Genomic DNA, 24,608 nt, shown 5'->3' with positions numbered 1-24,608 from the left:
TCAGTCGGTGCCCGACTCCGTGCCGCCGAAACGACGCTCTCGAGTGGCAAACGCATGCAGCGCACCTTCAAAGTCTTGTTCATCAAAATCGGGCCAAAGAACATCAGTAAAGTAAAGTTCGGCATAGGCAATTTGCCAAAGCAAAAAGTTACTAATGCGATGTTCTCCCCCTGTCCTAATTACCAAATCCACGGGTGCCAGCTCATTCATGCAGATTTGCTGACCCAGCGCCTCTTCATCAATTTGGTCGGGTCTTAATAGCCCTTCCTGAACCTGTTCGGCCAAGTGCCGAACGCCCTGGATAATATCCCAGCGCCCGCCGTAATTCGCCGCAACATTGAGCGTCAGACCCGTGTTATCACCCGTCAGCGCTTCTGCTTTGCGAATACGTTCCTGCAAGCGTGAGTTAAAACGACTGGTATCGCCAATAATACGCAGACGGACGTTGTGGCGGTGCAGGCTTTTTACTTCGCTATCGAGCGCCCACACGAACAGTTCCATCAACGCAGTGACTTCCTGCGGAGGTCGATTCCAGTTTTCACTGCTAAAAGCATAGAGCGTTAACGCCTCAATGCCGTTATTGGCGGCAAAAGAGACGGCACGGCGAACAGATTTCGCCCCGGCTTTATGCCCAAAGGCTCGTATCTTCCCTTGTCTTTTCGCCCAGCGGCCATTGCCATCCATAATGATTGCTACATGGCGACAGCCATGAGCTGGCAAGTTTTCGCTTATTGGTTGATTCGCAGACAACATAACGCGTTTTTAGTCCCTGAAAAGGATTTAACGGTACTCAGGAATACTGAAGCCTAAACATAAAAAAGCCGTGTCACACCACGGCTTACCTGACCACACAAAGTCAAATACCTGCGATCAGGTGGCGCAGACTATATCACCGAAGCCCAACGCTAACAAATAGCACAACCACGAGTGGCTGGATTATCACCAGCTTGCGAGGCGTGTCACCTGTTTGCGCGCAACAATACGCGCTTGTGCATCCACCGCCAGCACCTCTTCCACACTCTGAGGTTCACGCAAATCCATCGTTTCCAGCACCGACAGATTCAGCGCGGCGATGTCGGTGAAACGGATTTGCTGATTCAGAAATGCCTCAACGGTAATCTCATTGGCGGCATTCAGCGCTGTCGTTGCGGCCTGTCCCCGATCAAAGGCATTCATCGCCAGTTTCAGACATGGGTAACGGTCATAATCAGGTTCACTAAAAGTGAGTGAACTGAGCTTACAGAAATCGAGCGGTTTTGCGCCAGAGATCACACGATTCGGCCATGCCATCGTATGGGCAATTGGCGTGCGCATATCCGGTTCGCCCAACTGTGCAAGCACGCTGCCATCCTGATAACGCACCATAGAATGAATCACCGACTGCGGGTGGATCAGCACTTCCATTTGTTTCGCTGAGGCATTAAAGAGCCAGCGAGCTTCAATGTATTCCAGACCTTTATTCATCATGGTGGCAGAGTCAACGGAGATTTTACGTCCCATCGACCAGTTCGGATGACGGCATGCCTGATCCGGCGTCATTGCGGCCAGTTCAGACAGTGGCGTTTCACGGAATGGGCCACCAGACCCGGTAAGCAAAATAGACACAACGCCATTCTGCTCAAGGTCAGCGTACCCCAGGTTCTGTTGAAAGGGTTGCGGTAAACTCTGAAAAATCGCGTTATGTTCGCTATCGACGGGTAAAAGTTGCGCCTTGCAGCGTTTTACCGCATCCATGAACAGGCGACCGCAGGTCACCAGCGCCTCTTTATTGGCTAACAGAACCGTTTTACCTGCATCGATGGCGGCAAGCGTAGGCAGGAGACCCGCCGCGCCAACAATGGCCGCCATGACCTGATCGACGTCATCCAGCGCGGCCATATCACACGCGGCTTGTTGCCCGCTCAGTACGTCCGTTCGGCTGCCTTGTTCAGCAAGCAATGCCTTCACCTGGCGAGCGCTTTCCTCGTCATCCATCACCGCATAGCGGGGAGAAAACTCCAGACACTGTTCGACCATTCGCTGCACGTTTTTTCCTGCCACCAGGGCAGTCACCGTGTAGTGTTCAGGATTGTGGCGAACGACATCGAGAGTGCTGCAACCAATTGAGCCGGTCGAGCCGAGGAGAGTTAAATGCTTCATGAGATGCCCGAAGAAAGTTAAACCAGATAAAAGCAAAACGCCGCCAGCAAAGTCTCAACGACTTTCTGAACGGCGTTTTTCAGATCATGTCAGAAATCAGAACTGCATCAGTTCCGCTTCTTTATCTGCCAGCGCCGCATCCAGCTTTTTGATGGCAGCGTCAGTCAGTTTCTGCACGTCGTCCTGAGAGCGACGATCGTCATCTTCACTGATCTCTTTTTCTTTCAGCAGCGCTTTCACTTTATCGTTCGCGTCACGACGTACGTTACGGACGGCAACACGTGCACCTTCTGCTTCACCACGGACCACTTTAATCAGCTCTTTACGACGCTCTTCCGTCAGGGCTGGCAGAGGAACGCGAATATCAGTGCCCGCTGAGCTTGGGTTCAGACCCAGATCAGACGCCATGATCGCTTTTTCTACCGCCGGGCTCATCGAACGATCGAATACGTTGATTTTCAGGGTGCGGGTATCTTCAACGGTGACGCTGGCGAGCTGACGCAGTGGCGTTGGGGTACCGTAGTACTCGACAACGATGCCATCCAGCAGGCTCGGGGAAGCGCGGCCGGTGCGCACTTTGCTGATTTGGTTTTTGAAAGCTTCTACGCATTTTTCCATGCGCACTTCAGCATCTTTTCTGATATCGCTAATCACGTTACGAATCCTTGAAAGCTTGTTTCAGGCAGACTATCCGCCAGCACAGCCGCTATGGGTGTGCTAAGTATAGTCGCGTTTAATTCATGACAACGCCTGAGGCGCGTCGAGGTAAGATTCACTGCACAGTAAAGCGGAATCTTACCTGTATTTATCGTCGACGGAAATTATTCCGTGATCAAAGTGCCTTCTTTTTCGCCCATTACCACACGGCGCAATGCGCCAGGCTTATTCATATTGAAGACACGGATCGGCAATTTGTGGTCACGAGCCAGCGTGAAGGCAGCAAGATCCATGACTTTCAGCTCTTGATCCAGCACTTCGCTGTAGGTCAGCTGTTCGTACATGGTCGCCGCGGGATCTTTTGCGGGATCGGCCGTGAAAACGCCATCCACTTTGGTGGCTTTCAGCACGACGTCAGCTTCGATTTCAATACCACGCAGGCACGCTGCGGAATCGGTGGTAAAGAACGGGTTACCCGTACCCGCAGACAGGATAACGACGCGGTTGTTACGCAGCAGGCTGATAGCCTCTGCCCAGCTGTAGTTATCGCACACGCCATTCAAAGGAATCGCGGACATCAGGCGGGCGTTCACATAGGCGCGATGGAGCGCATCACGCATTGCCAGGCCGTTCATTACCGTAGCCAGCATGCCCATGTGGTCGCCCACAACACGGTTCATCCCTGCTTTCGCCAGACCAGCGCCACGGAAAAGGTTGCCACCGCCAATCACCACGCCAACCTGGATACCCAGTTCAACCAGTTCTTTGATTTCCTGTGCCATGCGGTCAAGAATGCTTGCGTCAATACCGAAGCCTTCCGTTCCCTGCAGCGCTTCGCCACTCAGCTTAAGCAGAATGCGTTTGTACACGGGTTTTGCATTGGTAGCCATGTTTCTTTCCTGAGACTGTCAACGATTAAGATGGGGGTTAATTCTGGCGACATTTTATGTCGCTTTTCAGCACAGCCGCTATAGGAGCCAGGCTGAATTTACATGACGGGCAAAAAGAAGCCGCCCTCAGGCGGCTCCTTCGCAATCATTAAGACTGCTTGGACATTGCAGCAACTTCTGCTGCGAAGTCAGTTTCAACTTTCTCGATGCCTTCGCCCACTTCGAAGCGGATGAAACCAGTCACATCTGCGTTGTGCTCTTTCAGCAGCTGAGCAACAGATTTGGTTGGATCCATAACGAAAGGCTGACCAGTCAGAGAAACTTCGCCGGTGAATTTCTTCATGCGGCCTTCAACCATTTTCTCTGCGATTTCTTTTGGCTTGCCAGACTGCATGGCGATGTCCAGCTGAACCTGGTACTCTTTTTCTACTACTTCAGCAGACACGTCTTCTGGTTTAACGAATTCTGGTTTGCTTGCAGCGATGTGCATAGCCAGCTGTTTAACCAGCTCTTCATCAGCGCCTTTAGCCGCAACCAGAACACCGATACGTGCACCGTGCTGGTAAGAACCCAGTACGTCACCTTCCAGAGAAGAAATACGACGGATGTTGATGTTCTCACCGATTTTAGCAACCAGCGCAACACGCTCTTCTTCGAACTGTGCTTTCAGAACGTCAACGTCAGTGATTTTGCCGGCAATAGCTGCGTCCAGAACTTTGTTAGCAAATGCCTGGAAACCACCGTCTTTAGCAACGAAGTCAGTCTGGCAGTTAACTTCCAGAATGATACCGTAGGTGCCGTCGATCTTGGTCAGGATCACGCCGTCAGCAGCAACGTTGCCTGCTTTCTTAGCTGCTTTGATCGCACCAGATTTACGCATGTTTTCGATTGCCAGCTCGATGTCGCCGTTAGCTTCAACCAGTGCTTTTTTGCAATCCATCATGCCTGCGCCAGTACGTTCACGCAGCTCTTTTACCAGGGATGCGGTAATTTCAGCCATTCTTAAATCCTCGGGAGATGTGAACTGCCCGGCCATGGGCCAAACAGTGTAAATTGAAAAAAGGGGCCTGTAATTGGCCCCTATTCATACACGGTACTAATAAGGGCTAGAACCTTATTATTCAGCTTCTACGAAGCTTTCTTCCGCCTGAGAAGCCAGATCCTGGGAACGGCCTTCACGAACGGTAGTAGCAACAGCGCTCAGGTACAGGCTAACAGCACGGATTGCATCGTCGTTACCCGGGATAACGAAGTCAACACCGTCCGGATCGGAGTTGGTATCAACGATAGCGAATACCGGGATACCCAGGTTGTTAGCTTCTTTGATTGCGATGTGCTCGTGGTCAGCGTCGACAACAAACAGTGCGTCTGGCAGACCGCCCATGTCTTTGATGCCGCCCAGGCTGTTTTCCAGCTTGTCCAGCTCACGAGTGCGCATCAGCGCTTCTTTTTTGGTCAGCTTATCGAAAGTACCGTCCTGAGACTGAGTTTCCAGATCTTTCAGGCGCTTGATTGACTGACGAACGGTTTTCCAGTTAGTCAGCATGCCGCCCAACCAGCGATGGTTCACGAAGAACTGATCGCAGCTGTTAGCAGCATCTTTCACCGCTTCGCTTGCAGCGCGCTTAGTACCAACAAACAGAATCTTACCTTTACGGGAAGAGATCTTGTTCAGCTCAGCCAGGGCTTCGTTGAACATTGGTACAGTTTTCTCAAGGTTGATGATGTGAACTTTGTTACGCGCGCCGAAGATGAAAGGCTTCATTTTCGGGTTCCAGTAACGGGTCTGGTGACCGAAGTGAACACCAGCCTTGAGCATGTCGCGCATGGAAACAGTTGCCATGTTTAAAACCTCTATTTAAAAGTTGGGGTTATGCCTCCACGTATCCCATATTACCGACCCCAAAGGGCACCCCGGAATATGTGCCGATACGTGTGTGTTATTTACACAAAGTGAGATTTGTCGCCTCCGTCCATTCTGTGTAGTTGAAAATGGATCGGAAGTCCGGCGCGCTTTATACCATAAAACACGGGCAGAAACCAATTAATGTTGGCTCTCTGTGCTGTTAACGATTCTCAATTTGGCAGGGAGTGCGCCTGACTGTTACCATTGACAACACTTAGACTAGTATTGTCGAAAAAATCGACACCGACGGACAGATTACATGGCTATCTCTATTAAGACACCTGAAGAAATTGAAAAGATGCGCGTCGCCGGTCGTCTGGCCGCTGAAGTGCTGGAGATGATCGAACCGCATATCAAGCCTGGCGTGAGCACCGGTGAGCTGGATCGTATCTGTAATGACTATATTGTGAACGAGCAGCACGCGGTTTCCGCCTGCCTCGGTTACCACGGCTTCCCAAAATCCGTCTGCATCTCAATTAATGAAGTGGTGTGTCACGGTATCCCCGATGACGAAAAACTGCTGAAAGACGGCGATATCGTTAACATCGATGTGACCGTCATTAAAGATGACTACCACGGCGACACCTCAAAAATGTTTATCGTTGGCAAACCAACGATTCTCGGCGAACGTCTGTGCAAAGTGACGCAAGAGAGCCTCTACCTGGCGCTGAAAATGGTGAAACCAGGCATCCGTCTGCGGACTCTCGGCGCGGCTATTCAGAAATTCGTTGAAGCGGAAGGTTTCTCCGTAGTGCGCGAATACTGTGGCCACGGCATTGGGCGCGTCTTCCATGAAGAGCCGCAGGTTCTGCACTATGATGCGGATGACGGCGGTGTGGTCCTGCAAAAAGGGATGACCTTTACCATCGAGCCGATGGTCAACGCGGGGGATTACCGCATCCGCACCATGAAAGATGGCTGGACGGTGAAAACCAAAGACAGAAGCTTGTCAGCACAGTACGAGCATACTATTGTGGTGACTGACAACGGCTGTGAAATAATGACGTTGCGAAAGGATGACACCATCCCGGCGATACTCTCGCACAACGAATAATAAGAAGCCGGCAAATGCCGGCTTTTTTAATGGCTATAGCTTTTACTTATGGGTGGCGCACGATGAGTAATCTTTTACCCGAACAGTATGCCAATACGGCTCTCCCCACCCTACCCGATCAACCGGACAACCCTGGCGTCTGGCCGCAGCGCGAGCTGACCTGCGCGGATATCAAAGCGCACCTGGATGTTTTCCAGCGCTGGCTGGGCACCGCCTTCGACGCCGGCATCTCTGCCGAGCAGCTAATAGAAGCCCGCACTGAATTTATTGACCAGCTGCTCCAGCGTCTGTGGATTGATTATGGCTTTGGCCAGATCAGCGACGTCGCGCTGGTCGCCGTCGGCGGTTACGGACGCGGCGAGTTGCATCCACTCTCGGATATCGATCTGCTTATCCTCAGCCGCAAAAAGCTGCCCGATGAACAGGCGCAAAAGATTGGCGAACTGCTGACGCTGCTCTGGGACGTTAAGCTGGAAGTGGGCCACAGCGTTCGTACGCTTGAAGAGTGCCTGCTTGAAGGCTTATCCGATCTTACCGTCGCCACCAACCTGATTGAGACTCGTCTGCTGATAGGCGATGTCGCCCTCTTCCTCGAACTGCAAAAACATGTCTTTAGCGACGGTTTCTGGCCGTCGGAAAAGTTCTTTGCGGCAAAAGTCGAAGAGCAAAACCAGCGCCACCAGCGCTATCACGGCACCAGTTATAATCTGGAGCCGGACATTAAAAGTAGCCCCGGCGGTTTGCGCGATATCCACACCCTGCAATGGGTCGCGCGTCGCCATTTTGGCGCAACGTCGCTGGATGAGATGGTGGGCTTCGGCTTTTTGACGGAAGCGGAACGTAATGAACTGAACGAGTGTCTGCACCTGCTCTGGCGCATTCGTTTTGCCCTGCATCTTGAGGTCAGCCGCTATGACAACCGCCTGCTGTTTGACCGCCAGCTCAGCGTCGCGCAACGCCTGAACTACTGCGGCGAGGGCAATGAGCCGGTCGAGCACATGATGAAGGATTTTTTCCGCGTCACGCGCCGCGTCTCTGAACTGAACCATATGCTGCTGCAACTTTTCGATGAAGCGATTCTGGCGCTCACGGCCGATGAGAAACCCCGTCCCATTGACGATGAATTCCAGCTTCGCGGAACATTGATCGATTTGCGCGATGAGACCCTGTTTATCCGCGAGCCGGAAGCGATCCTGCGTATGTTCTATACCATGGTACGCAACAGCGCGATCACGGGGATCTATTCAACCACATTACGCCATCTGCGCCATGCCCGCCGCCACCTGAACCAGCCGCTGTGCTATATCCCGGAAGCCCGTTCGCTCTTTCTGAGCATGCTGCGCCATCCGGGCGCGGTCAGCCGCGGCCTGCTGCCGATGCACCGCCACAGCGTGCTATGGGCTTATATGCCGCAGTGGTCGCACATCGTCGGCCAGATGCAGTTCGATCTGTTCCATGCTTATACCGTGGATGAACACACCATCCGCGTCATGCTCAAGCTGGAAAGCTTCGCTAAAGAGGAGACGCGAGCCAAACATCCGCTTTGCGTCGATTTATGGCCGCGCCTTGCCCATCCGGAGCTGATCCTGATTGCGGCCCTGTTCCATGATATTGCCAAAGGACGCGGCGGCGATCACTCGATCCTGGGTGCGCAGGACGTCCTGAAGTTTGCTGAACTTCACGGGCTTAACTCACGAGAAACACAGCTGGTCGCCTGGCTGGTACGCAACCATCTGTTAATGTCCGTTACTGCCCAGCGTCGTGATATCCAGGACCCGGAAGTCATCAAACAGTTTGCCGAGATCGTGCAGACCGAAAATCGCCTGCGCTTTCTGGTCTGCCTCACGGTCGCGGATATTTGCGCCACCAACGAAACGCTGTGGAACAGCTGGAAGCAAAGCCTGTTGCGCGAGCTCTATTTTGCCACCGAAAAACAGCTTCGCCGGGGAATGCAAAACACGCCGGATATGCGCGAGCGGGTTCGCCATCACCAGCTTCAGGCGCTGGCGCTGCTGCGAATGGACAATATTGACGAAGAGGTGTTACATCAGATTTGGGCACGCTGCCGCGCCAACTATTTTGTGCGCCACAGCCCAAACCAGCTTGCCTGGCATGCGCGGCATCTGCTGACGCACGATCTGACGAAACCGCTGATTTTACTCAGCCCGCAGGCGACGCGCGGCGGAACAGAGATCTTTATCTGGAGTCCGGACAGGGCGTATCTCTTTGCAGCCGTCTGCGCCGAGCTTGACAGGCGCAACCTGAGCGTCCACGACGCCCAAATTTTCACCACTCGCGACGGTATGGCAATGGACACCTTTATTGTTCTGGAGCCAGACGGCAGTCCCCTGTCGCCCGATCGTCACGAGAGTATTCGTTTTGGTCTGGAGCAGGCCATCACTCAGCACAGCTGGCAGCCGCCTCATCCCCGTCGTCAGCCGGCCAAATTACGCCACTTTACCGTCGAGACCGAGGTCAATTTCCTGCCCACCCATACGGATCGTAAATCCTTCCTGGAGCTTATTGCCCTCGACCAGCCGGGGCTGCTCGCCCGGGTTGGCCAGGTGTTTGCCGATCTGGGAATTTCGCTTCACGGCGCCAGAATTACAACCATTGGCGAGCGAGTAGAAGATTTATTTATAATCGCCACCGCCGACCGGCGTGCACTTAATAATGCCCTGCAACTTGAGGTGCAACAACGGTTGACAGCAGCCCTCAATCCAAACGATAAAGGGTGACGTGTTTTTTTAGAGAAATGGAAAGAGTAAAACGATGCAGCAGTTACAGAACGTTATTGAGTCCGCTTTTGAGCGCCGCGCCGAAATCACCCCGGCAAATGCAGATACCGTTACCCGCGAAGCGGTGAATCAGGTTATTTCTCTGCTTGATTCCGGCGCACTGCGTGTTGCAGAAAAAATTGACGGCCAGTGGGTAACTCACCAGTGGCTGAAGAAGGCCGTGCTGCTCTCCTTCCGCATTAACGATAACCATGTTATCGATGGCGCAGAAAGCCGCTACTTCGATAAAGTCCCAATGAAATTCGCCGACTATGACGAAGCGCGCTTTCAGAAAGAAGGTTTCCGCGTCGTGCCGCCTGCGGCCGTTCGTCAGGGCGCATACATTGCACGTAATACCGTACTGATGCCTTCCTATGTCAACATTGGTGCCTACGTCGACGAAGGCACCATGGTTGATACCTGGGCAACGGTCGGTTCTTGCGCGCAAATCGGTAAAAACGTTCACCTGTCCGGCGGCGTAGGTATCGGTGGCGTTCTGGAACCTCTTCAGGCGAATCCAACCATCATCGAAGATAACTGCTTCATCGGCGCACGCTCCGAAGTGGTAGAGGGTGTGATTGTTGAAGAAGGCTCCGTGATTTCAATGGGCGTTTACATCGGTCAGAGCACCCGCATTTACGATCGTGAAACCGGCGAAGTGCATTATGGTCGCGTACCGGCAGGTTCGGTGGTCGTTTCCGGCAACCTGCCTTCGAAGGATGGCAAATACAGCCTGTACTGTGCGGTCATTGTGAAGAAAGTCGATGCCAAAACCCGCGGTAAAGTCGGTATTAACGAACTGCTGCGTACCATCGATTAATCGGGAATAACAAAAAGCGGGGGCTACCCCGCTTTTTTTATATCCGGGGCTAGCGAAATTAGATTTTTTCGTTAATTATTCAAAGGTTATGTTGAGCTCAAAGGGTACCGCTATGTACGATAATCTGAAAAGTCTGGGCATTACCAATCCTGATGAAATTGATCGTTATAGCCTCCGCCAGGAAGCGAACAACGATATCCTGAAGATCTATTTTCACAAGGACAAAGGGGAATTCTTCGCCAAAAGCGTGAAGTTTAAATACCCGCGTCAACGCAAGACCGTCGTCGCTGATGGCGTCGGCCAGGGGTACAAAGAGGTTCAGGAGATCAGCCCGAATCTGCGCTATGTGATCGACGAGCTCGATCAGATTTGCCAGCGCGATCGCACCGAAGTCGATCTCAAACGTAAGATCCTTGACGACCTTCGTCACCTTGAAAGCGTGGTGACCCACAAAATCAGCGAGATCGAAGCCGATCTTGAAAAGCTCACCCGCAAATAAACGCAAAACGGCAATCACAGATTGCCGTTTTTAGTCTTTGCCCTCTCTCACATGGCAGGGCGTCGTGCCGCTTATCTCTGCTCATCTAACTGAAGCGCCACATACAGCAGTAATCGGTCGTCGAAATTACCCAGATCCAGCCCGGTCAGTTCTGAGATGCGGTTAAGCCGATACTCCAGCGTGTTGCGATGAATAAAGAGCGCTTTGGATGTCGCCAGCGGCTGCACGTTATGGCGAAACCATGCCTGCAACGTTCTTCGCAACAGGCCATTGTTGTCCATCGCCTTCAGCCGCACCAGCGGACGCGCCAGCTCGTTAGCCTGCCAGCCTCCGCGCAGGCTGTCGAGCAGCACGGGAAGCATCAAATCCTGATAAAAATAGGCCCGACTTTCCGGCATGCGCTGCTTACCCACCATCATCGTGGTGCGCGCCGTACGCCACGAGCGGGCAATGCTGCCAGGGCCGGTGAAGTAATTGCCCAGTGCGACGCGAAAGCGCAGCTGACCGTTCTCTTTCATGCGGGCAATGAGCTGTTCGACACGACGACGGTGATCTTCAGCATCCCAGCGACCAAACGGGTTTAACGCGGGTTTCAGCACCACCATTTCGGTTAACGACACTATCGCCACCAGGTTATTGCGCTCTGGCGTCGCCAGCGCATTTTGCAACTGCTGTAATTCCGCCATCGCGCTGTCCACCCCGAGCTGCCCGCTGTCCACCTCGATCATTGCCACCACGCGCGGCTGATTAAGATCGATGCCCAGACGTTGCGCCCATTCCGTTAAGGCGGGCGTATGCTCCTCGGCCTGGATCAGGTTCATCACCAGCTCTTCACGCAGGCGACTGTCCTGTGCCAGCAAATGCATCAGACGCGACTGCTCAAGCATCATTTCGGCCGTCATGCAGACCAGCTCACCATATTTACGCAGGGACTCGGGCTCACCAGTCAGGCCGATTACGCCGACTATCTCCCCCTCCAGCCGCAACGGTAAATTGATCCCCTGACGCACGCCGTGAAGGTGTTTCGCCACCGCATCATCGATATCCACCACGCGCCCCTGAGAGAGCACCAGCAACGCCCCTTCGTGCAATTCCCCAATGCGTTCCCGATCGCCACTGCCAATTATGCGCCCACGGGCGTCCATGACGTTGATATTGGTATCGATAATGCGCATGGTTCGCGCCACGATATCCTGTGCCATGTTGGTATCAAGATGCCAGCCAGCCATGCAACCCTCCTCTAAGCAGAGCTAAAATATAGGGGAGTTCGATCGGGGCTGCATTGTGCATCTGCACAAAGACGGGGGAAGAAGTATGGACTTGTGGGAAGGGTCACAGAAAAGGAAAACGCCCCTGCTCGCAGAAAGCAGGGGCGAAGGAGATTACTGCATCAGGAGATAAAGCGACGTATCACCACGCTGGATATTCAGCGCAAGCACGGCCGGTTTACTGTCGAGAATTTTACGCAGCTCAGCAATGTTTTTCACCGGCTGCTGGTTCGCTCCGATAATCACATCGCCTTTTTTCAGACCGATTCGGGCTGCCGGAGAGTTTGCTTTCACTTCGCTCACCACCACACCTTTATCGGCCCCTTTGTTGCTCAAGTCTGCACCTTCGATGCCGGTGAAGATGGTGCTGGAGTCAACCTGGGTCTGGCTGCTCTGCTGCAGTTCAAGGCTGACGTTCACCGGTTTGCCGTCACGCAGCAGGCCAAGCGACACTTTGCTGCCCACAGGCATAGAGCCGACTTCAGCACGCAGGGCGGCGAAGCTGCTGATCGGTTTACCGTTCAGTGTGGTAATTACATCACCCGCTTTAATACCCGCTTTAGCGGCAGACGAGTTCGGCATAACCTGGCTGACGAACGCCCCGCGCTGGGCATCGACCTTCATCGCTTTGGCCAGCTCGGAGTTCAGTTCGGTTCCCATGATACCCAGCTCACCGCGTTTCACCTGGCCAAACTCGACCATCTGACCCGTCAGGTTTTTCACCATGTTGCTTGGGATCGCAAAGCCGATACCTATGTTACCGCCGTCTGGCGCCAGGATCGCCGTGTTGATACCAATCAGTTCGCCGTTCAGGTTGACCAGCGCACCGCCGGAGTTACCCCGGTTAATTGCCGCATCGGTCTGGATAAAGTTTTCGTAGTTCTCCGCATTCAGGCCGCTACGACCCAGTGCAGAGACGATCCCCGAGGTGACCGTTTCGCCCAGACCAAATGGGTTACCGATGGCGACCGTATAATCCCCCACGCGCAGGGCATCGGAATCGGCCAGCTTAATCGCCGTCAGGTTTTTCGGATCCTGAATCTGGATCAGCGCAATGTCAGAGCGCGGGTCTTTGCCGACCACTTTGGCATCGAATTTACGCCCGTCGCTCAACTGGACTTTAATGGTGCTCGCATTGTCGACCACGTGGTTGTTGGTGACGACATAGCCTTTCGCCGCGTCAATGATCACGCCGGAGCCAAGCGCCATGAATTTTTGCTGCTGGCCGCCGCCCTGGCCACCGTCACCCGGGCCGCCGCCCTGGCAGAATGGTGAGCTCTGGAACGGAGAACCGTCCTGGCAGAACGGTGAATTGTCACCGAAGAACTGCTGGAAATTACGCGGCATACGCGGCGTATTCACCGCGGTACTGCCTTCAACGTTGATACTCACCACCGATGGCATCACTTTTTCGAGCATCGGGGCCAGGCTCGGCATCTGCTGCGCGGTTGTGGCCGAAGATGCGGTCTCAGCTGCGTTTGCAGCCAGAGGAGACAGCGCCAAACCTAAACTCAGAGCCAGTGCACTCATTGCTAATGTGGTTTTTTTCATGTTTTCAATCTCGATTTACAGATGACGCAAAATTGCTGTGTAACTCAGATTCGTTTTATACCGCTTAGTTCCAGGCTTAACTTTATAGAAAAAGTAAAAATTTATTGGCCGTCTTTACAAAACTCAGGAATTATTCAACGGCCATCAGTTTGCGGTATTCATCCCAGGCATACAGGTCTGTCATTCCGCTGATATAGTCCTGAATAAGCCGACAGCGATAGTAATATTCCAGAACCGGCCACTGGGTGGCGTTTTTATCAATTTTACTTACCGCTTCGATGTAGGCAAGACGATGTCGGGTTGACAATTTTTGAAATAACCGCGAGGCAATCGGCAAACGTCTCACTCTCTCGTGCTCAACGATATCAGTAAATTCTTCAACGGATAATTGCAGCAGGGGCTGGTAAATATCCAGCAACCCGGAAATGACGCGATAGCCCTGCAATTCCAGCTGTTCAACATCCGGATGGCTGAAGACATGTTGAACAGCTACGTTCTTATATAACTCAAGCAGTTGGCTGTAACTACTGTCATCTTCCAGCAGCGCATGGTTAAACTCACCGCTAAACACCATCGGCAGATTTTCAATAAAACGTGACGCGGCATAAGGCACCAGTTTATTGAGCGTATTGACGCGCAAATACATAAAGAACTGATCTTCGGTACTGCGGCTTAACGTATTTGACCGAGATTTATCCCAGGCATTTTCCACGACCTGCGAAAACAGCGATCCTTTTTCATGGGTGCCCCAGGCGTCGTAAAGATGCTGATACAGCTCCTCTACGCTGAATATTCTTTTTTCAACGGCATCTTCCAGGTCGGCCACGCAATAGGAAATATCATCCGCTGCTTCCATTATCCAGGTGAGCGGAAAACGTCCGTGCGGCGTCAACGACAGTTCCTGACGCAGCCTTTCGATATAACGTTCTTCTGAAAGATAATAGCCCGGTTTTTTCATTAAATAGCTGTGTGATTCAGGCGGATCGCCTGCCCACCATGCCGGACGGGTATATTTTAAAATGCAGCCGACCTGCGCCCACGTGAGGTTCATTCTCATCAGAGAGTGTACCAGGCGGATGCCCTGTGCATTGCCCTCGAAATGACAGAGATCCTGACGCACCTTGCGCCGCAGGTCATTAAGCGCCTCTTCCCCTTCCCGCAGCCGCAAATCTCTGACCACGCAGCGATCGTCACTCAATGGCTGACTGGCCGCATCGGAGGGAAACAGCCGCTGTTTAAACCAGTCGTTAATCGCCGCCTCACCAAAATGGCCAAAAGGGGGATTGCCGATGTCGTGCATCAGGCAGGCCATCTCGACAATGCTCTCAAACGGCCCGGTTAATTCATCCAGCCCGTAGGTTTCCAGCAGACGCTGCTCTTTGAGACGGCTTAAAATCTCTTTCGCGATATAGCGCCCGACCTGCTGAACTTCCAGGGAGTGCGTTAAACGCGTTCGCACGGCGGCGTTTCGCTCCAGCGGAAAAACCTGCGTTTTTTGCTGCAGCCGACGGATCGCCGGAGAGTTAATGATGCGCCCGCGGTCGCTTTCAAAAATGCGCAGGATCTCATGCTCACTCTTCTCTCCTTGCGGAGAACGGAATCGACGATGCCAGTTAATTTTTTTGCGAAAATCGATTGGTGCCATGTGCTCCCCCGCGTGAGAATGCGTTTCCCCTTAAGCGCATGATAGACTATGCATCTTAACAAGGCACATCGCGAGTAAATCTATGAAAATCGGCATTATTGGTGCAATGGAAGAAGAAGTTACGCTTCTGCGTGACAAAATTGAGAACCGTCAGACCCTTTCTCTGGGTGGTTGTGAGATCTACACCGGCCAGCTGAACGGCACTGAGGTCGCTCTGCTGAAATCTGGCATCGGTAAAGTCGCTGCCGCGCTGGGCGCCACGCTGCTGCTTGAGCGCTGCAAGCCCGACGTGATCGTTAACACCGGTTCAGCGGGCGGTCTGGCGTCGACGCTGAAAGTGGGCGATATCGTCGTCTCCGACGAAGCACGCTATCACGATGCAGACGTCACCGCCTTTGGCTACGAGTATGGTCAGCTTCCGGGCTGCCCGGCAGGCTTTAAAGCTGACGACAAGCTGATTGCCGCTGCAGAAAGCTGCATTGCTGAACTGAATCTGAATGCGGTACGCGGCCTGATTGTCAGCGGTGACGCCTTCATTAACGGCTCCGTCGGCCTGGCAAAAATCCGTCATAACTTCCCGAACGCGGTGGCCGTGGAGATGGAAGCGACGGCCATTGCGCACGTTTGCCATAACTTCAGCGTGCCTTTTGTGGTGGTTCGCGCGATCTCTGACGTTGCCGATCAGCAATCACACCTCAGCTTTGATGAGTTCCTGGCCGTTGCGGCTAAGCAGTCCACCATCATGGTCGAAACCCTGGTGCAGAAACTGGCGCGTGGGTAAACACAGCATAAGGGCGCTTGCCGCCCTGTTTCTGCTTGCACCGGCGTGGCTTTTCGCCGCGCCGCGTGTCATTACACTCTCCCCTGCGAATACAGAGCTGGCCTTCGCCGCCGGGATTACGCCCGTGGCGGTCAGCAGCTATTCTGACTACCCGCCCGAAGCCAAACGGATTGAGCAGGTCTCCACCTGGCAGGGTATGAATCTGGAGCGCATCGTTGCGCTCAAACCCGATTTGGTCCTCGCCTGGCGCGGCGGTAACGCCGAACGACAGGTAAACCAGCTTGCCTCGCTCGGCATAAAAGTGATGTGGATCGATGCGCTCAGCATCGAGCAGGTTGCTGATGCGCTTAACGCGCTCGCCCCCTACAGCCCTGATCCAAAAAAAGCCGCGCAGGCGGCGCAGGCGCTACGTAACGAGTACGCAGCCCTGAAGGCAAAATATGACACCCCGACGAAAAAGCGTGTTTTCCTGCAGTTTGGCAGCCAGCCCCTGTTCACTACAGGGAAAAGCTCTATTCAGAATCAGGTGCTGGAACTGTGCGGTGGGGAAAATATCTTTGCCGCAAGCCGCGTTCCGTGGCCGCAGGTAAGCCGTGAACAGGTGCTGGCCCGCCATCCGCACGCGATTGTGTTTGCCGGCGCGACGGGCGAGATTCCTAAAATCGAACAATTCTGGCATCCCCAGCTCAAAATTCCGGTTATCGCCCTGCACAACGACTGGTTTGAACGCGCAAGCCCGCGTATTATCCTCGCCGCAAAACAACTCTGCTCTGCGCTCGCTGAGAGTCACTAATTATTCGGGGATGACACAATGCTCGTTTACTGGCTGGATATTCTTGGCACCGCCGTGTTTGCTATCTCGGGCGTGCTGCTGGCGGGCAAATTACGCATGGACCCGTTTGGCGTGCTGGTACTCGGCGTAGTGACGGCGGTGGGCGGCGGCACGATCCGCGACATGGCCCTCGATCATGGCCCCGTATTCTGGGTAAGAGATCCCACCGATCTGGTCGTGGCGATGGTCACCTGTCTGCTGACGATCGCGTTAGTTCGCCAGCCACGCCGTTTACCAAAATGGATCTTGCCGGTGCTGGATGCGGTGGGTCTGGCTGTCTTTGTCGGGATTGGCGTCAACAAAGCGTTTCTGGCGGGCACGGGTCCCCTGGTGGCCATCTGCATGGGCGTTTTAACCGGCGTGGGCGGCGGGATCATTCGCGATATCCTGGCACGTGAAGTCCCGATGATCCTGCGAACCGAAATCTACGCCACGGCCTGTATCATTGGCGGTATTGTTCACGCAACGGTGTTTTATACCTTCGGCGTGGAGCTGGAAACCGCCGCCATGGTGGGTATGGTCGTGACCTTGCTGATTCGCCTGGCGGCGATACGCTGGCATCTTAAGCTGCCGACGTTTGCGCTGGATGACAACCCCCGCGCATAAAAGCAAAACGGTAACCCTGGGGTTACCGTTTTGAGTCTCTGCACCCTCACCGTGTGGATGAAGGCGTCAGGCCGCTTCAGTATCAGATGCTGAAGGATGAACCACACCCGCAGGTGCTTTTCGCGTTCGGGTTCGTTACCACGAAACGGGAACCTTCCAGACCTTCGGTGTAATCCACCGCACCGCCGACCAGATATTGCAGGCTCATCGGGTCAACGACCAGCGCCACACCCTGCTTCTCGATAGTCATATCACCGTCGTTGATCTTGTCGTCGAAGGTAAAGCCATACTGGAAGCCACTGCAACCGCCGCCAGTAATATAGACACGCAGTTTCAGCTCCGCATTGTCTTCGTCGGCAATCAGGTCTTTCACTTTGTTGGCTGCTGCTTCGGTAAACTGCAACGGCAGCGCGACGTCATCACTCATTTTTTGCTCCCATGAATACTGCTATTGGGTAAAAATCACCCAATTCTTTTTTTCATTATCTAATACCCTGGTGATTCATTCAAGTATTCTGCTTCGCCAGGGTACGAGCAAGAATGGTGGAGTATAGCGGTTTTCCACCCAGGAACTGTGCTAATAGTGTCGCGCCGAGGCAGGTAATGATCATTGGCAAAATGAGCTGGTAATTGTCCGTCATTTCCAGAACCAGCACGATCCCCGTTAACGGCGCGCGCAGGGAAGCCGCCAGCAGCGCCCCCATTCCGGCGATCGCAAAGGTTCCCGCCTCAAGATGATAGGCCGGAAAGCCCGCCGCGGCAGCCATACCGAATGCGGTACCCAGCAGCGTGCCCAGCGCCAGCATCGGGGCAAATATGCCGCCAGGCGCGCCGGAGGAGAAACACAGCACGGTGGTGATCACACGCGAAATAAACATAAACAGCAGCAGGCCAATGCTGAAATTTCCCGCCGCCGCGATAGGGATCAGCGCAAATCCGCCGCCTGCGGCATTGGGTTCAATGAACCCCAGTACGCCGCACATTCCGCCGAGCACGCCGCCAACCAGCACCCAACGGGTGGTGTTCCCCCCGTGTATACGCTGAAACATATCCTGCATGCGCAGTATCAGCGCATTAAACAACGGGCCAACCACGCCAAAAATCATCCCCAGGATCAAATACAGCCACAGCGTATTCACCGGCGCATTGGTGAGCTTACCGACTTCGATCACCGCCCCTTCGCCGTTACACAGGCGGAAGACAATGCTCGACATGATCACCCCGGTAAACACCGCTTTAATCGAAATCAGGTTGTAGCGAAACTGGGCGCGCATCTCTTCAATGATAAATAAGATCCCCGCCAGCGGCGCATTGAACGCCGCCGATAAACCCGCTGCCGCCCCGGTCGCCAGCAGCGTATGACGAGCCTCCGCGCTGCGCATACGCAGAAGATCGCACACCATGCGCCCCACGTTACCGCCAAGCTGCACCGTTGGCCCTTCGCGTCCCAGCACCATTCCGGCCCCCAGCGTGCCCATTCCCCCGAAAAACTTCACCGGGATCACGCGCCACCAGCGCACAGGACGTAACTCTTCCAGCGCCCCTTCGATTTCGGGGATGCCGGAACCGCCCGCCTCTGGCGCAAATTTACGCACCAGAAAATAGCCCACCATGGCGAATATCGCCGACAGGCCAAACGCCATCACCCACACCAGCCATCCCCGATCGGCCACCGAGGCCACCGTACCAATACGCCAGTTCAGAATGGCGTTGACGGCCTTTTCGAAAGCGACGCCCGCAAGTCCCGCAAGCGTGCCCACCACCGCAGCGGCAAGCAGGATCGCCAGCGGCGTTTTATCCCGATTGAGTAATTGTCGAATGCTGATACGCTGCCGGGCGCGGGCAAGCTGCTGTTCCTGAAATGAAGAATTCTCTGCTTTCATCGCCTTTTCTTATTTAGTCATACAAATAGCGCGAGCATTTTAAAACGCCAGATTCTGCGCGTCGCCTGAAAAATGCTTAACAATAGTCATGTTTCATTCTGGCAAAAATTTTATAACCTACGGGGAATCCCTTAGAATAGCTGGCTTAACCCTTTTCTACGAACCAGGAACGACGTTATGAGTAAGTCTGAAAACCTCTACAGCGCTGCACGCGAGCTGATCCCAGGGGGTGTTAACTCGCCTGTTCGCGCCTTTACCGGCGTTGGCGGAACGCCGCTGTTTATTGAACGTGCGGACGGCGCGTATCTGTACGATGTCGATGGCAAAGCCTATATCGATTATGTCGGCTCCTGGGGACCGATGGTGCTGGGCCATAACCATCCTGCGATCCGCAATGCCGTGATCGAAGCCGCGCACCGTGGTTTGAGTTTCGGTGCGCCTACCGAGATGGAAGTTAAAATGGCGGAGCTGGTCACCGAACTGGTGCCGACCATGGACATGGTGCGTATGGTGAACTCCGGGACGGAAGCGACCATGAGCGCTATCCGTCTGGCGCGTGGTTTCACCGGACGCGATAAAATCATCAAATTCGAAGGCTGTTATCACGGCCATGCGGATTGCCTGCTGGTGAAAGCGGGCTCTGGCGCGCTCACGCTGGGCCAACCCAACTCACCGGGCGTGCCGGCCGATTTCGCCAAACATACCCTGACCTGTACCTATAACGATCTCGACACCGTGCGTGCCGCGTTCGAGCAGTATCCGCAGGAAATTGCCTGCATCATCGTTGAGCCGGTCGCAGGCAACATGAACTGCATTCTGCCTCAGCCTGATTTCCTGCCGGGCCTGCGCGCGTTGTGCGACGAGTTTGGCGCGCTGTTGATTATCGACGAAGTGATGACCGGCTTCCGCGTCGCGCTGGCGGGTGCCCAGTCTTACTACGACGTGGTGCCCGATCTGACCTGCCTGGGCAAAATCATCGGCGGCGGTATGCCGGTGGGCGCGTTCGGCGGTCGTAAAGACGTGATGGATGCACTGGCGCCAACCGGGCCGGTTTACCAGGCGGGGACGCTGTCCGGTAACCCTATCGCTATGGCAGCGGGCTTTGCCTGTCTGAATGAAGTGGCGCAACCGGGCATCCATGAGACGCTGACCGACCTGACTACTCAGCTGGCAGACGGTTTACTGACAGCCGCGCAAGAGAACGGCATTCCACTGGTGGTAAACCACGTCGGCGGTATGTTCGGGATTTTCTTCACCGACGCGAAGACGGTGACCTGTTATCAGGATGTGGTGAAGTGCGACGTGGAACGCTTTAAGCATTTCTTCCATCTGATGCTGGAAGAAGGGATCTACCTTGCGCCGTCGGCGTTTGAAGCGGGCTTTATGTCCGTGGCGCATAGCGAGGATGATATTAATAAGACGGTTGATGCGGCGCGCAGGGTATTTGCGAAGCTGTAAGTCGGTGCGGTCTGATGCCCTCACCCCGGCCCTCTCCCACGGGGAGAGGGAGAAAAACATCAAACCGTACCGGCTAGTACCCTCTCCCCGTGGGTAAGGGCATCAAACCGCAGCAGCCAGTTCCCTCTCCCCGTGGGAGAGGGTTAGGGTGAGGGCATCAAGCCGCACCCCTCCTACCGACTCTGCTTTCTCAGCAAATATATAAAGTACGGCGCCCCGATAAAGGTCGACAGCAGCCCGGCGGGTATCTGGTACGGGAAGAGCACCATTCGCCCCAGCCAGTCTGCCAACACCAGTATCACGCCCCCCGTCAGCGCCGACATCACGATGTGCGGCATCGTGCGACGAAAACCCATCATACGGGCAATATGGGGGGCCATTAAGCCGACAAAACTCAGCGGGCCAATGGTCATTGTCGCCGTGGCGGTAAGACAGGCAGCCAGCAGCAGTAACCCGATGCGGGACGGCGTCAGAGCCACCCCCACCGCGCGGGCGGTTTCGCCACCGAGCGGCAGTATGGTCATCCAGCGTCGGCAGAGCGGCACAATCGCCAGCAGCAAGACCATCGCGATCCCGGTATGGATCACCTGCTCCCCCGTCGCTTTATAGGTTGAGCCCGAAATCCACGTCAGGATCTGCGCCATGCGCGGATCGCCGCTGGCCTGTAACATCATCAGCAACATAGTGAATGCTGTGCTGAGCGCCATCCCCGCCAGCAGCATACGCTGAGGGGAAAAGCCCCCGCGTCCGGCCGCAATCATGATAATCAGCAGGGTGGCCGCAGCGCCCGCGCTTCCCGCAGGCATCAACCAGCCAAACGCATCTCCCGGCACAAAGAAGAGCATCAGCACCACGCCAAATGCGGCGCCTGAGCTTATCCCCAACACTTCCGGGCTGGCCATCGGGTTTCCCGTGAGGCGCTGAATAATACATCCCGCGACCGCCAGCATGACACCGGCGATCAGCGCCGAGAAGATACGCGGCCAGCGCCATTGCAGCAGCTCATCCAGCAGGGAGCCCGTGGCCCAGTGCCACCCCTGGGCATCGCGTCCCAGCGAGAGCGCCACCAGCGAGACAGCGATCAATACCCCGACGCCCACCAGCGCATAGCCCAAAAGATGTTGACGCTCGGCATAGACCTTATCTCCTGCATCCATCGCCGGGGCGCTCATGCTACGCAGACGCGGCAGCAACCACAGCAGCAGAGGCGCGCCAATCAGCGCGGTCACGGACCCTGTCGAAACCTCCATCCACACGCGGGCAAGCCACAAAATAATCTGGTCGGAAAGCCAAAGGATAAGCGCCCCGATTAACGGCGACAGCATCAGACGCGCCAGCAGACGACGCGCGCCCAGCATCTTCGCGAGCAGCGGCGCAAAAAGGCCGATAAAGCCAATGATCCCGACGGCGTTAACCAACAGCGCACTGAGCACAATCGCCAGGGTCAGCGATGCCAGACGGGCCAGGGAAAGCGCCAGACCAAGATTGCGCGCCACGCCATCGTCCAGCCCCATTAAGGTTAGAGGACGCAGCAACAGCAGCGTCAGTAACACGCCGCCCATCAGCTGCGGCCACAGCCGCTGCACAATGCTCCAGTCGGTTTGCGTCAGCGTGCCCGTACTCCATAAAAACATACTTTGCAGCTGGTCGTGGTGGAACAGCACCAGCAGCTGGTTGATCGCCCCGCAGTAGAGGCTCACCACCAGGCCTGCCAGGATAAGCGTCACCGGCGAGAGACGTTTTCCCCAGGCGACGCCAAACACCAGCGCCCCCACGATGCAGGCCCCGGCAAGGGCCGCAAACTGGCTGGTTAACGCACCGGGCAGCGCCCACAGGGTGGTAATGGTGATCCCCAGCTGCGCCCCCGTCGCCACGCCCAGCGTGGTCGGTTCGGCAAGGGGATTTCGTAACACTTGCTGGAAAAGTACGCCAACCAGACCCAGCCCGGCTCCCACCAGCAGCGATATCGCCAGGCGAGGCAGAAGGCTGTAATGAAACAGCATCTGCTGAATATTATTGATATCAGGTGACGTCAGCGCTGCGCCCCACTGCGTGCGGGGGAGCGCTATCGACAAATTCGAGACGGTCAGAAGCAGCGCGGCGATGAACGCGATCGCTAACAACAGGGCCGGGAAAAGCGCGATACGGGATCTCATGCTTTGCCTCCCAGCGCATCGTCCAGCACGCGGGCGAAGTGCATCGCCGACAGCGTTGCCCCATAGAACCATACGGCGGGCACGCGCTGGAATCGCTGCTCCCGCACAAAGGGCATTGCCTGCCAGAGCGGGGTCGCCATCAGGGCGCGCATTTCGCGATCGTTACCATGGTCAAAACAGAGCACATCCACATCTTTAAACGGCGCAAGCCTGTCGATACCGATAGCCGTACTGCCCCAGAAGGTCATCTCCCCCTCCCAGGCATTGGCGATCCCGAAACGATCGAGCACCTCCTGGAACAGACAGTTCTTGCCGAAGACCAGCACGTGCCGGGCATCCAGCAGCGTCACCATCAGCAGTGGCCGCCCTCCACGGGAGGCAAAACGCGGTTTGAGGGAGTCGATTAACGCATCAAAGCGATCGAGATGCGTTTTGGCCGCCTGCTCCTTGTTCAGAAGCTGCGCCATCTCGTTAAGCGAGTTTCGCGCCATCGTCAGGGGCTTTTTACCGTCGCTAAAGGTAAACCCGCGGCCCGGCGCAATTTTCGACATGATATCCGACGAAGGACCGTAGCCCGCAGACCAGACCAAAAAGGACGGTTTCATCTGGGTCAGTAATTCGAGGTTTGGCTCGGTGCGCAGCCCGATATCAATCACCGATTCAGGCAGACGCGGCTCCCGCACCCAGAGATTATAATTCGGGATATCCGCCACGCCGTAAGGGGTGACGCCAAGCGCCAGCAGAAACTCAACGGGCAGCCATTCGAGGGCCACAATGCGATGCGGATCGATCGCCGCCGCCTGAGCGGTATTCATTTTTGCCAGAAGTGGGGACAGCGCCATCGCCATTAACAGGCGACGACGGCTTAGCGAAATGGAATCATGCATTAATAGACAAAGCTCACCGGTGCAGCCCCCGCCGGATGCGGCAGGATACCCATAGGAATACCGTAAATATGCTCCAGCGTTTCGCCGCGCATCAGTTCGGCCGGCGTGCCCTGAGCAATCATCTCGCCGCCCCGCAGGGCAACCAGGTAATCGCAGTAGCGGGCCGCCATGTTGATATCATGCAGCACGGCAATGACCGTCAGACCGCGTTGCTGGCTCAAGCGGTGGATTAAGGCCAGAACATCCACCTGGTGGGCAATATCCAGCGCGGAGGTTGGCTCATCGAGCAGCAGACATTCACTGTCCTGCGCGACCAGCATCGCAATCCACGCCCGTTGCCGTTCGCCGCCGGACAGGCTGTCTACCAGACGGTGCGCCAGGGGCTTCAGGCCCACCAGCGCAATCGCCTCTTCCACTTTCTCTCTGTCGGCCACGCCAAAACGCCCGAGGGCGCCATGCCAGGGATAACGCCCAATCGCCACTAATTCACGCACCGTCATCCCTTCTGCCTGCGGCAATTGCTGTGGCAGATAAGCCACCTTGCGCGCAAAGGCTTTACTGTTCCAGCTCTCCAGCGGCTGCCCGGCCAGCAGGATGTCACCGTCTGAGGGCGGCTGATGACGTCCCAACATTTTCAGTAAGGTGGATTTACCCGAGCCATTATGGCCAATCAGACCGGTCACTTTACCAACAGGAAACGTCAAAGAGAGCGGATGCAGCAGCGTGCGTCCGGGGACACGAAAGGAGGTGTTATCAAGCGTGAAAGTGGTTTCAGACTGCGTTTTGTTATCCTGCATAA

22 protein-coding genes are annotated in these 24,608 nt (G+C 55.1%); 8 read left to right on the top strand and 14 right to left on the bottom strand.

What is annotated here, in order from left to right; genetic code table 11:
* The 6 genes from ispU to rpsB all read right to left on the bottom strand — a co-directional run bounded on the left by ispU (position 1) and on the right by rpsB (position 5,529).
* Entirely contained in the window at positions 1-753 is a 753-nt protein-coding gene (ispU, locus tag LZP96_RS08560; RefSeq protein ID WP_064324904.1) for a (2E,6E)-farnesyl-diphosphate-specific ditrans,polycis-undecaprenyl-diphosphate synthase, read from the bottom strand.
* A gap of 186 nt (positions 754-939) precedes the next feature.
* Positions 940-2,139 carry a 1-deoxy-D-xylulose-5-phosphate reductoisomerase gene (ispC, locus tag LZP96_RS08555; protein ID WP_064324903.1) on the bottom strand — a complete coding sequence of 400 codons (1,200 nt, stop codon included), beginning with the start codon at positions 2,137-2,139 and terminating at the stop codon, positions 940-942.
* Positions 2,140-2,235: 96 nt separating this feature from the next.
* A complete protein-coding gene (gene frr / locus LZP96_RS08550) occupies positions 2,236-2,793 on the bottom strand; it encodes a ribosome recycling factor (protein ID WP_064324902.1) in 558 nt (185 codons plus the stop codon).
* A gap of 167 nt (positions 2,794-2,960) precedes the next feature.
* Complete coding sequence (pyrH, locus tag LZP96_RS08545) at positions 2,961-3,686, bottom strand: UMP kinase (protein ID WP_064324901.1); 726 nt, start codon at positions 3,684-3,686, stop codon at positions 2,961-2,963.
* A 148-nt stretch (positions 3,687-3,834) separates the two neighbouring features.
* Positions 3,835-4,686: a translation elongation factor Ts gene (gene tsf / locus LZP96_RS08540; RefSeq protein WP_064324900.1), complete on the bottom strand. Its 852-nt coding sequence runs from the start codon at positions 4,684-4,686 to the stop codon at positions 3,835-3,837.
* 117 nt (positions 4,687-4,803) lie between these two features.
* On the bottom strand, positions 4,804-5,529 hold the full coding sequence (gene rpsB, locus LZP96_RS08535) for a 30S ribosomal protein S2 (protein WP_064324899.1): 726 nt from the start codon (positions 5,527-5,529) through the stop codon (positions 4,804-4,806).
* Positions 5,530-5,851: 322 nt separating this feature from the next.
* Here rpsB and map point away from each other — a divergent pair, with 322 nt between their 5' ends.
* The 4 genes from map (at position 5,852) to LZP96_RS08515 (ending at position 10,742) form a co-directional block, all read left to right on the top strand.
* Positions 5,852-6,646, top strand: coding sequence for a type I methionyl aminopeptidase (map, locus tag LZP96_RS08530; protein ID WP_064324898.1), 795 nt, complete (start codon positions 5,852-5,854; stop codon positions 6,644-6,646).
* Between the two features lie 62 nt (positions 6,647-6,708).
* Positions 6,709-9,384 (top strand): bifunctional uridylyltransferase/uridylyl-removing protein GlnD, encoded by a 2,676-nt coding sequence (glnD, locus tag LZP96_RS08525; protein WP_064328069.1) that lies wholly within the window; start codon positions 6,709-6,711, stop codon positions 9,382-9,384.
* A gap of 34 nt (positions 9,385-9,418) precedes the next feature.
* A complete protein-coding gene (gene dapD, locus LZP96_RS08520) occupies positions 9,419-10,243 on the top strand; it encodes a 2,3,4,5-tetrahydropyridine-2,6-dicarboxylate N-succinyltransferase (protein ID WP_064324897.1) in 825 nt (274 codons plus the stop codon).
* Between the two features lie 112 nt (positions 10,244-10,355).
* Entirely contained in the window at positions 10,356-10,742 is a 387-nt protein-coding gene (locus tag LZP96_RS08515) for a DUF3461 family protein (protein WP_064324896.1), read from the top strand.
* Positions 10,743-10,813: 71 nt separating this feature from the next.
* On the opposite strand, the gene cdaR is transcribed toward LZP96_RS08515, so the two are convergent.
* From cdaR to dgt, 3 genes are all read right to left on the bottom strand, one after another.
* Positions 10,814-11,971 (bottom strand): DNA-binding transcriptional regulator CdaR, encoded by a 1,158-nt coding sequence (gene cdaR, locus LZP96_RS08510; protein ID WP_064324895.1) that lies wholly within the window; start codon positions 11,969-11,971, stop codon positions 10,814-10,816.
* 153 nt (positions 11,972-12,124) lie between these two features.
* Complete coding sequence (degP, locus tag LZP96_RS08505) at positions 12,125-13,561, bottom strand: serine endoprotease DegP (RefSeq protein ID WP_064324894.1); 1,437 nt, start codon at positions 13,559-13,561, stop codon at positions 12,125-12,127.
* Positions 13,562-13,691: 130 nt separating this feature from the next.
* Positions 13,692-15,206: a dGTPase gene (dgt, locus tag LZP96_RS08500; RefSeq protein ID WP_064324893.1), complete on the bottom strand. Its 1,515-nt coding sequence runs from the start codon at positions 15,204-15,206 to the stop codon at positions 13,692-13,694.
* Positions 15,207-15,288: 82 nt separating this feature from the next.
* Between dgt and mtnN the strand changes: the two genes are divergently transcribed.
* Genes mtnN through LZP96_RS08485 form a run of 3 tightly spaced genes read left to right on the top strand, consistent with a single transcriptional unit; the run spans position 15,289 to position 17,425 of the window.
* Positions 15,289-15,987, top strand: a complete 699-nt coding sequence (mtnN, locus tag LZP96_RS08495) for a 5'-methylthioadenosine/S-adenosylhomocysteine nucleosidase (protein ID WP_064324892.1) — start codon at positions 15,289-15,291, stop codon at positions 15,985-15,987.
* A complete protein-coding gene (gene btuF / locus LZP96_RS08490) occupies positions 15,980-16,780 on the top strand; it encodes a vitamin B12 ABC transporter substrate-binding protein BtuF (protein WP_064324891.1) in 801 nt (266 codons plus the stop codon). Before mtnN ends, btuF begins: the two co-directional genes overlap by 8 nt.
* Before the next feature lie 18 nt (positions 16,781-16,798).
* On the top strand, positions 16,799-17,425 hold the full coding sequence (locus LZP96_RS08485) for a TRIC cation channel family protein (protein ID WP_064324890.1): 627 nt from the start codon (positions 16,799-16,801) through the stop codon (positions 17,423-17,425).
* An 82-nt stretch (positions 17,426-17,507) separates the two neighbouring features.
* On the opposite strand, the gene erpA is transcribed toward LZP96_RS08485, so the two are convergent.
* Positions 17,508-17,852 carry an iron-sulfur cluster insertion protein ErpA gene (gene erpA / locus LZP96_RS08480; RefSeq protein WP_064324889.1) on the bottom strand — a complete coding sequence of 115 codons (345 nt, stop codon included), beginning with the start codon at positions 17,850-17,852 and terminating at the stop codon, positions 17,508-17,510.
* 79 nt (positions 17,853-17,931) lie between these two features.
* On the bottom strand, positions 17,932-19,308 hold the full coding sequence (clcA, locus tag LZP96_RS08475; RefSeq protein ID WP_064324888.1) for a H(+)/Cl(-) exchange transporter ClcA: 1,377 nt from the start codon (positions 19,306-19,308) through the stop codon (positions 17,932-17,934).
* Between the two features lie 177 nt (positions 19,309-19,485).
* On the opposite strand from clcA, the gene hemL reads away from it, so the two are divergent.
* Positions 19,486-20,766 carry a glutamate-1-semialdehyde 2,1-aminomutase gene (gene hemL / locus LZP96_RS08470; protein WP_064324887.1) on the top strand — a complete coding sequence of 427 codons (1,281 nt, stop codon included), beginning with the start codon at positions 19,486-19,488 and terminating at the stop codon, positions 20,764-20,766.
* A 173-nt stretch (positions 20,767-20,939) separates the two neighbouring features.
* Here the strand turns inward: hemL and fhuB are convergent, their stop codons facing one another.
* The 3 genes from fhuB to fhuC are packed head-to-tail and all read right to left on the bottom strand — an operon-like array spanning position 20,940 to position 24,606.
* Positions 20,940-22,922, bottom strand: coding sequence for a Fe(3+)-hydroxamate ABC transporter permease FhuB (gene fhuB, locus LZP96_RS08465; RefSeq protein ID WP_064324886.1), 1,983 nt, complete (start codon positions 22,920-22,922; stop codon positions 20,940-20,942).
* A complete protein-coding gene (fhuD, locus tag LZP96_RS08460) occupies positions 22,919-23,809 on the bottom strand; it encodes a Fe(3+)-hydroxamate ABC transporter substrate-binding protein FhuD (RefSeq protein WP_064324885.1) in 891 nt (296 codons plus the stop codon). The genes fhuB and fhuD overlap by 4 nt, the downstream gene beginning before the upstream one ends.
* On the bottom strand, positions 23,809-24,606 hold the full coding sequence (gene fhuC / locus LZP96_RS08455) for a Fe3+-hydroxamate ABC transporter ATP-binding protein FhuC (RefSeq protein WP_064324884.1): 798 nt from the start codon (positions 24,604-24,606) through the stop codon (positions 23,809-23,811). The genes fhuD and fhuC overlap by 1 nt, the downstream gene beginning before the upstream one ends.
* Between the last annotated feature and the right edge of the window lie 2 nt (positions 24,607-24,608).

The organism is Huaxiibacter chinensis (genome assembly GCF_022171985.1).
Lineage (GTDB): Bacteria > Pseudomonadota > Gammaproteobacteria > Enterobacterales > Enterobacteriaceae > Enterobacter > Enterobacter chinensis_A.
This window is presented reverse-complemented; position numbering and strand designations above follow the sequence as displayed.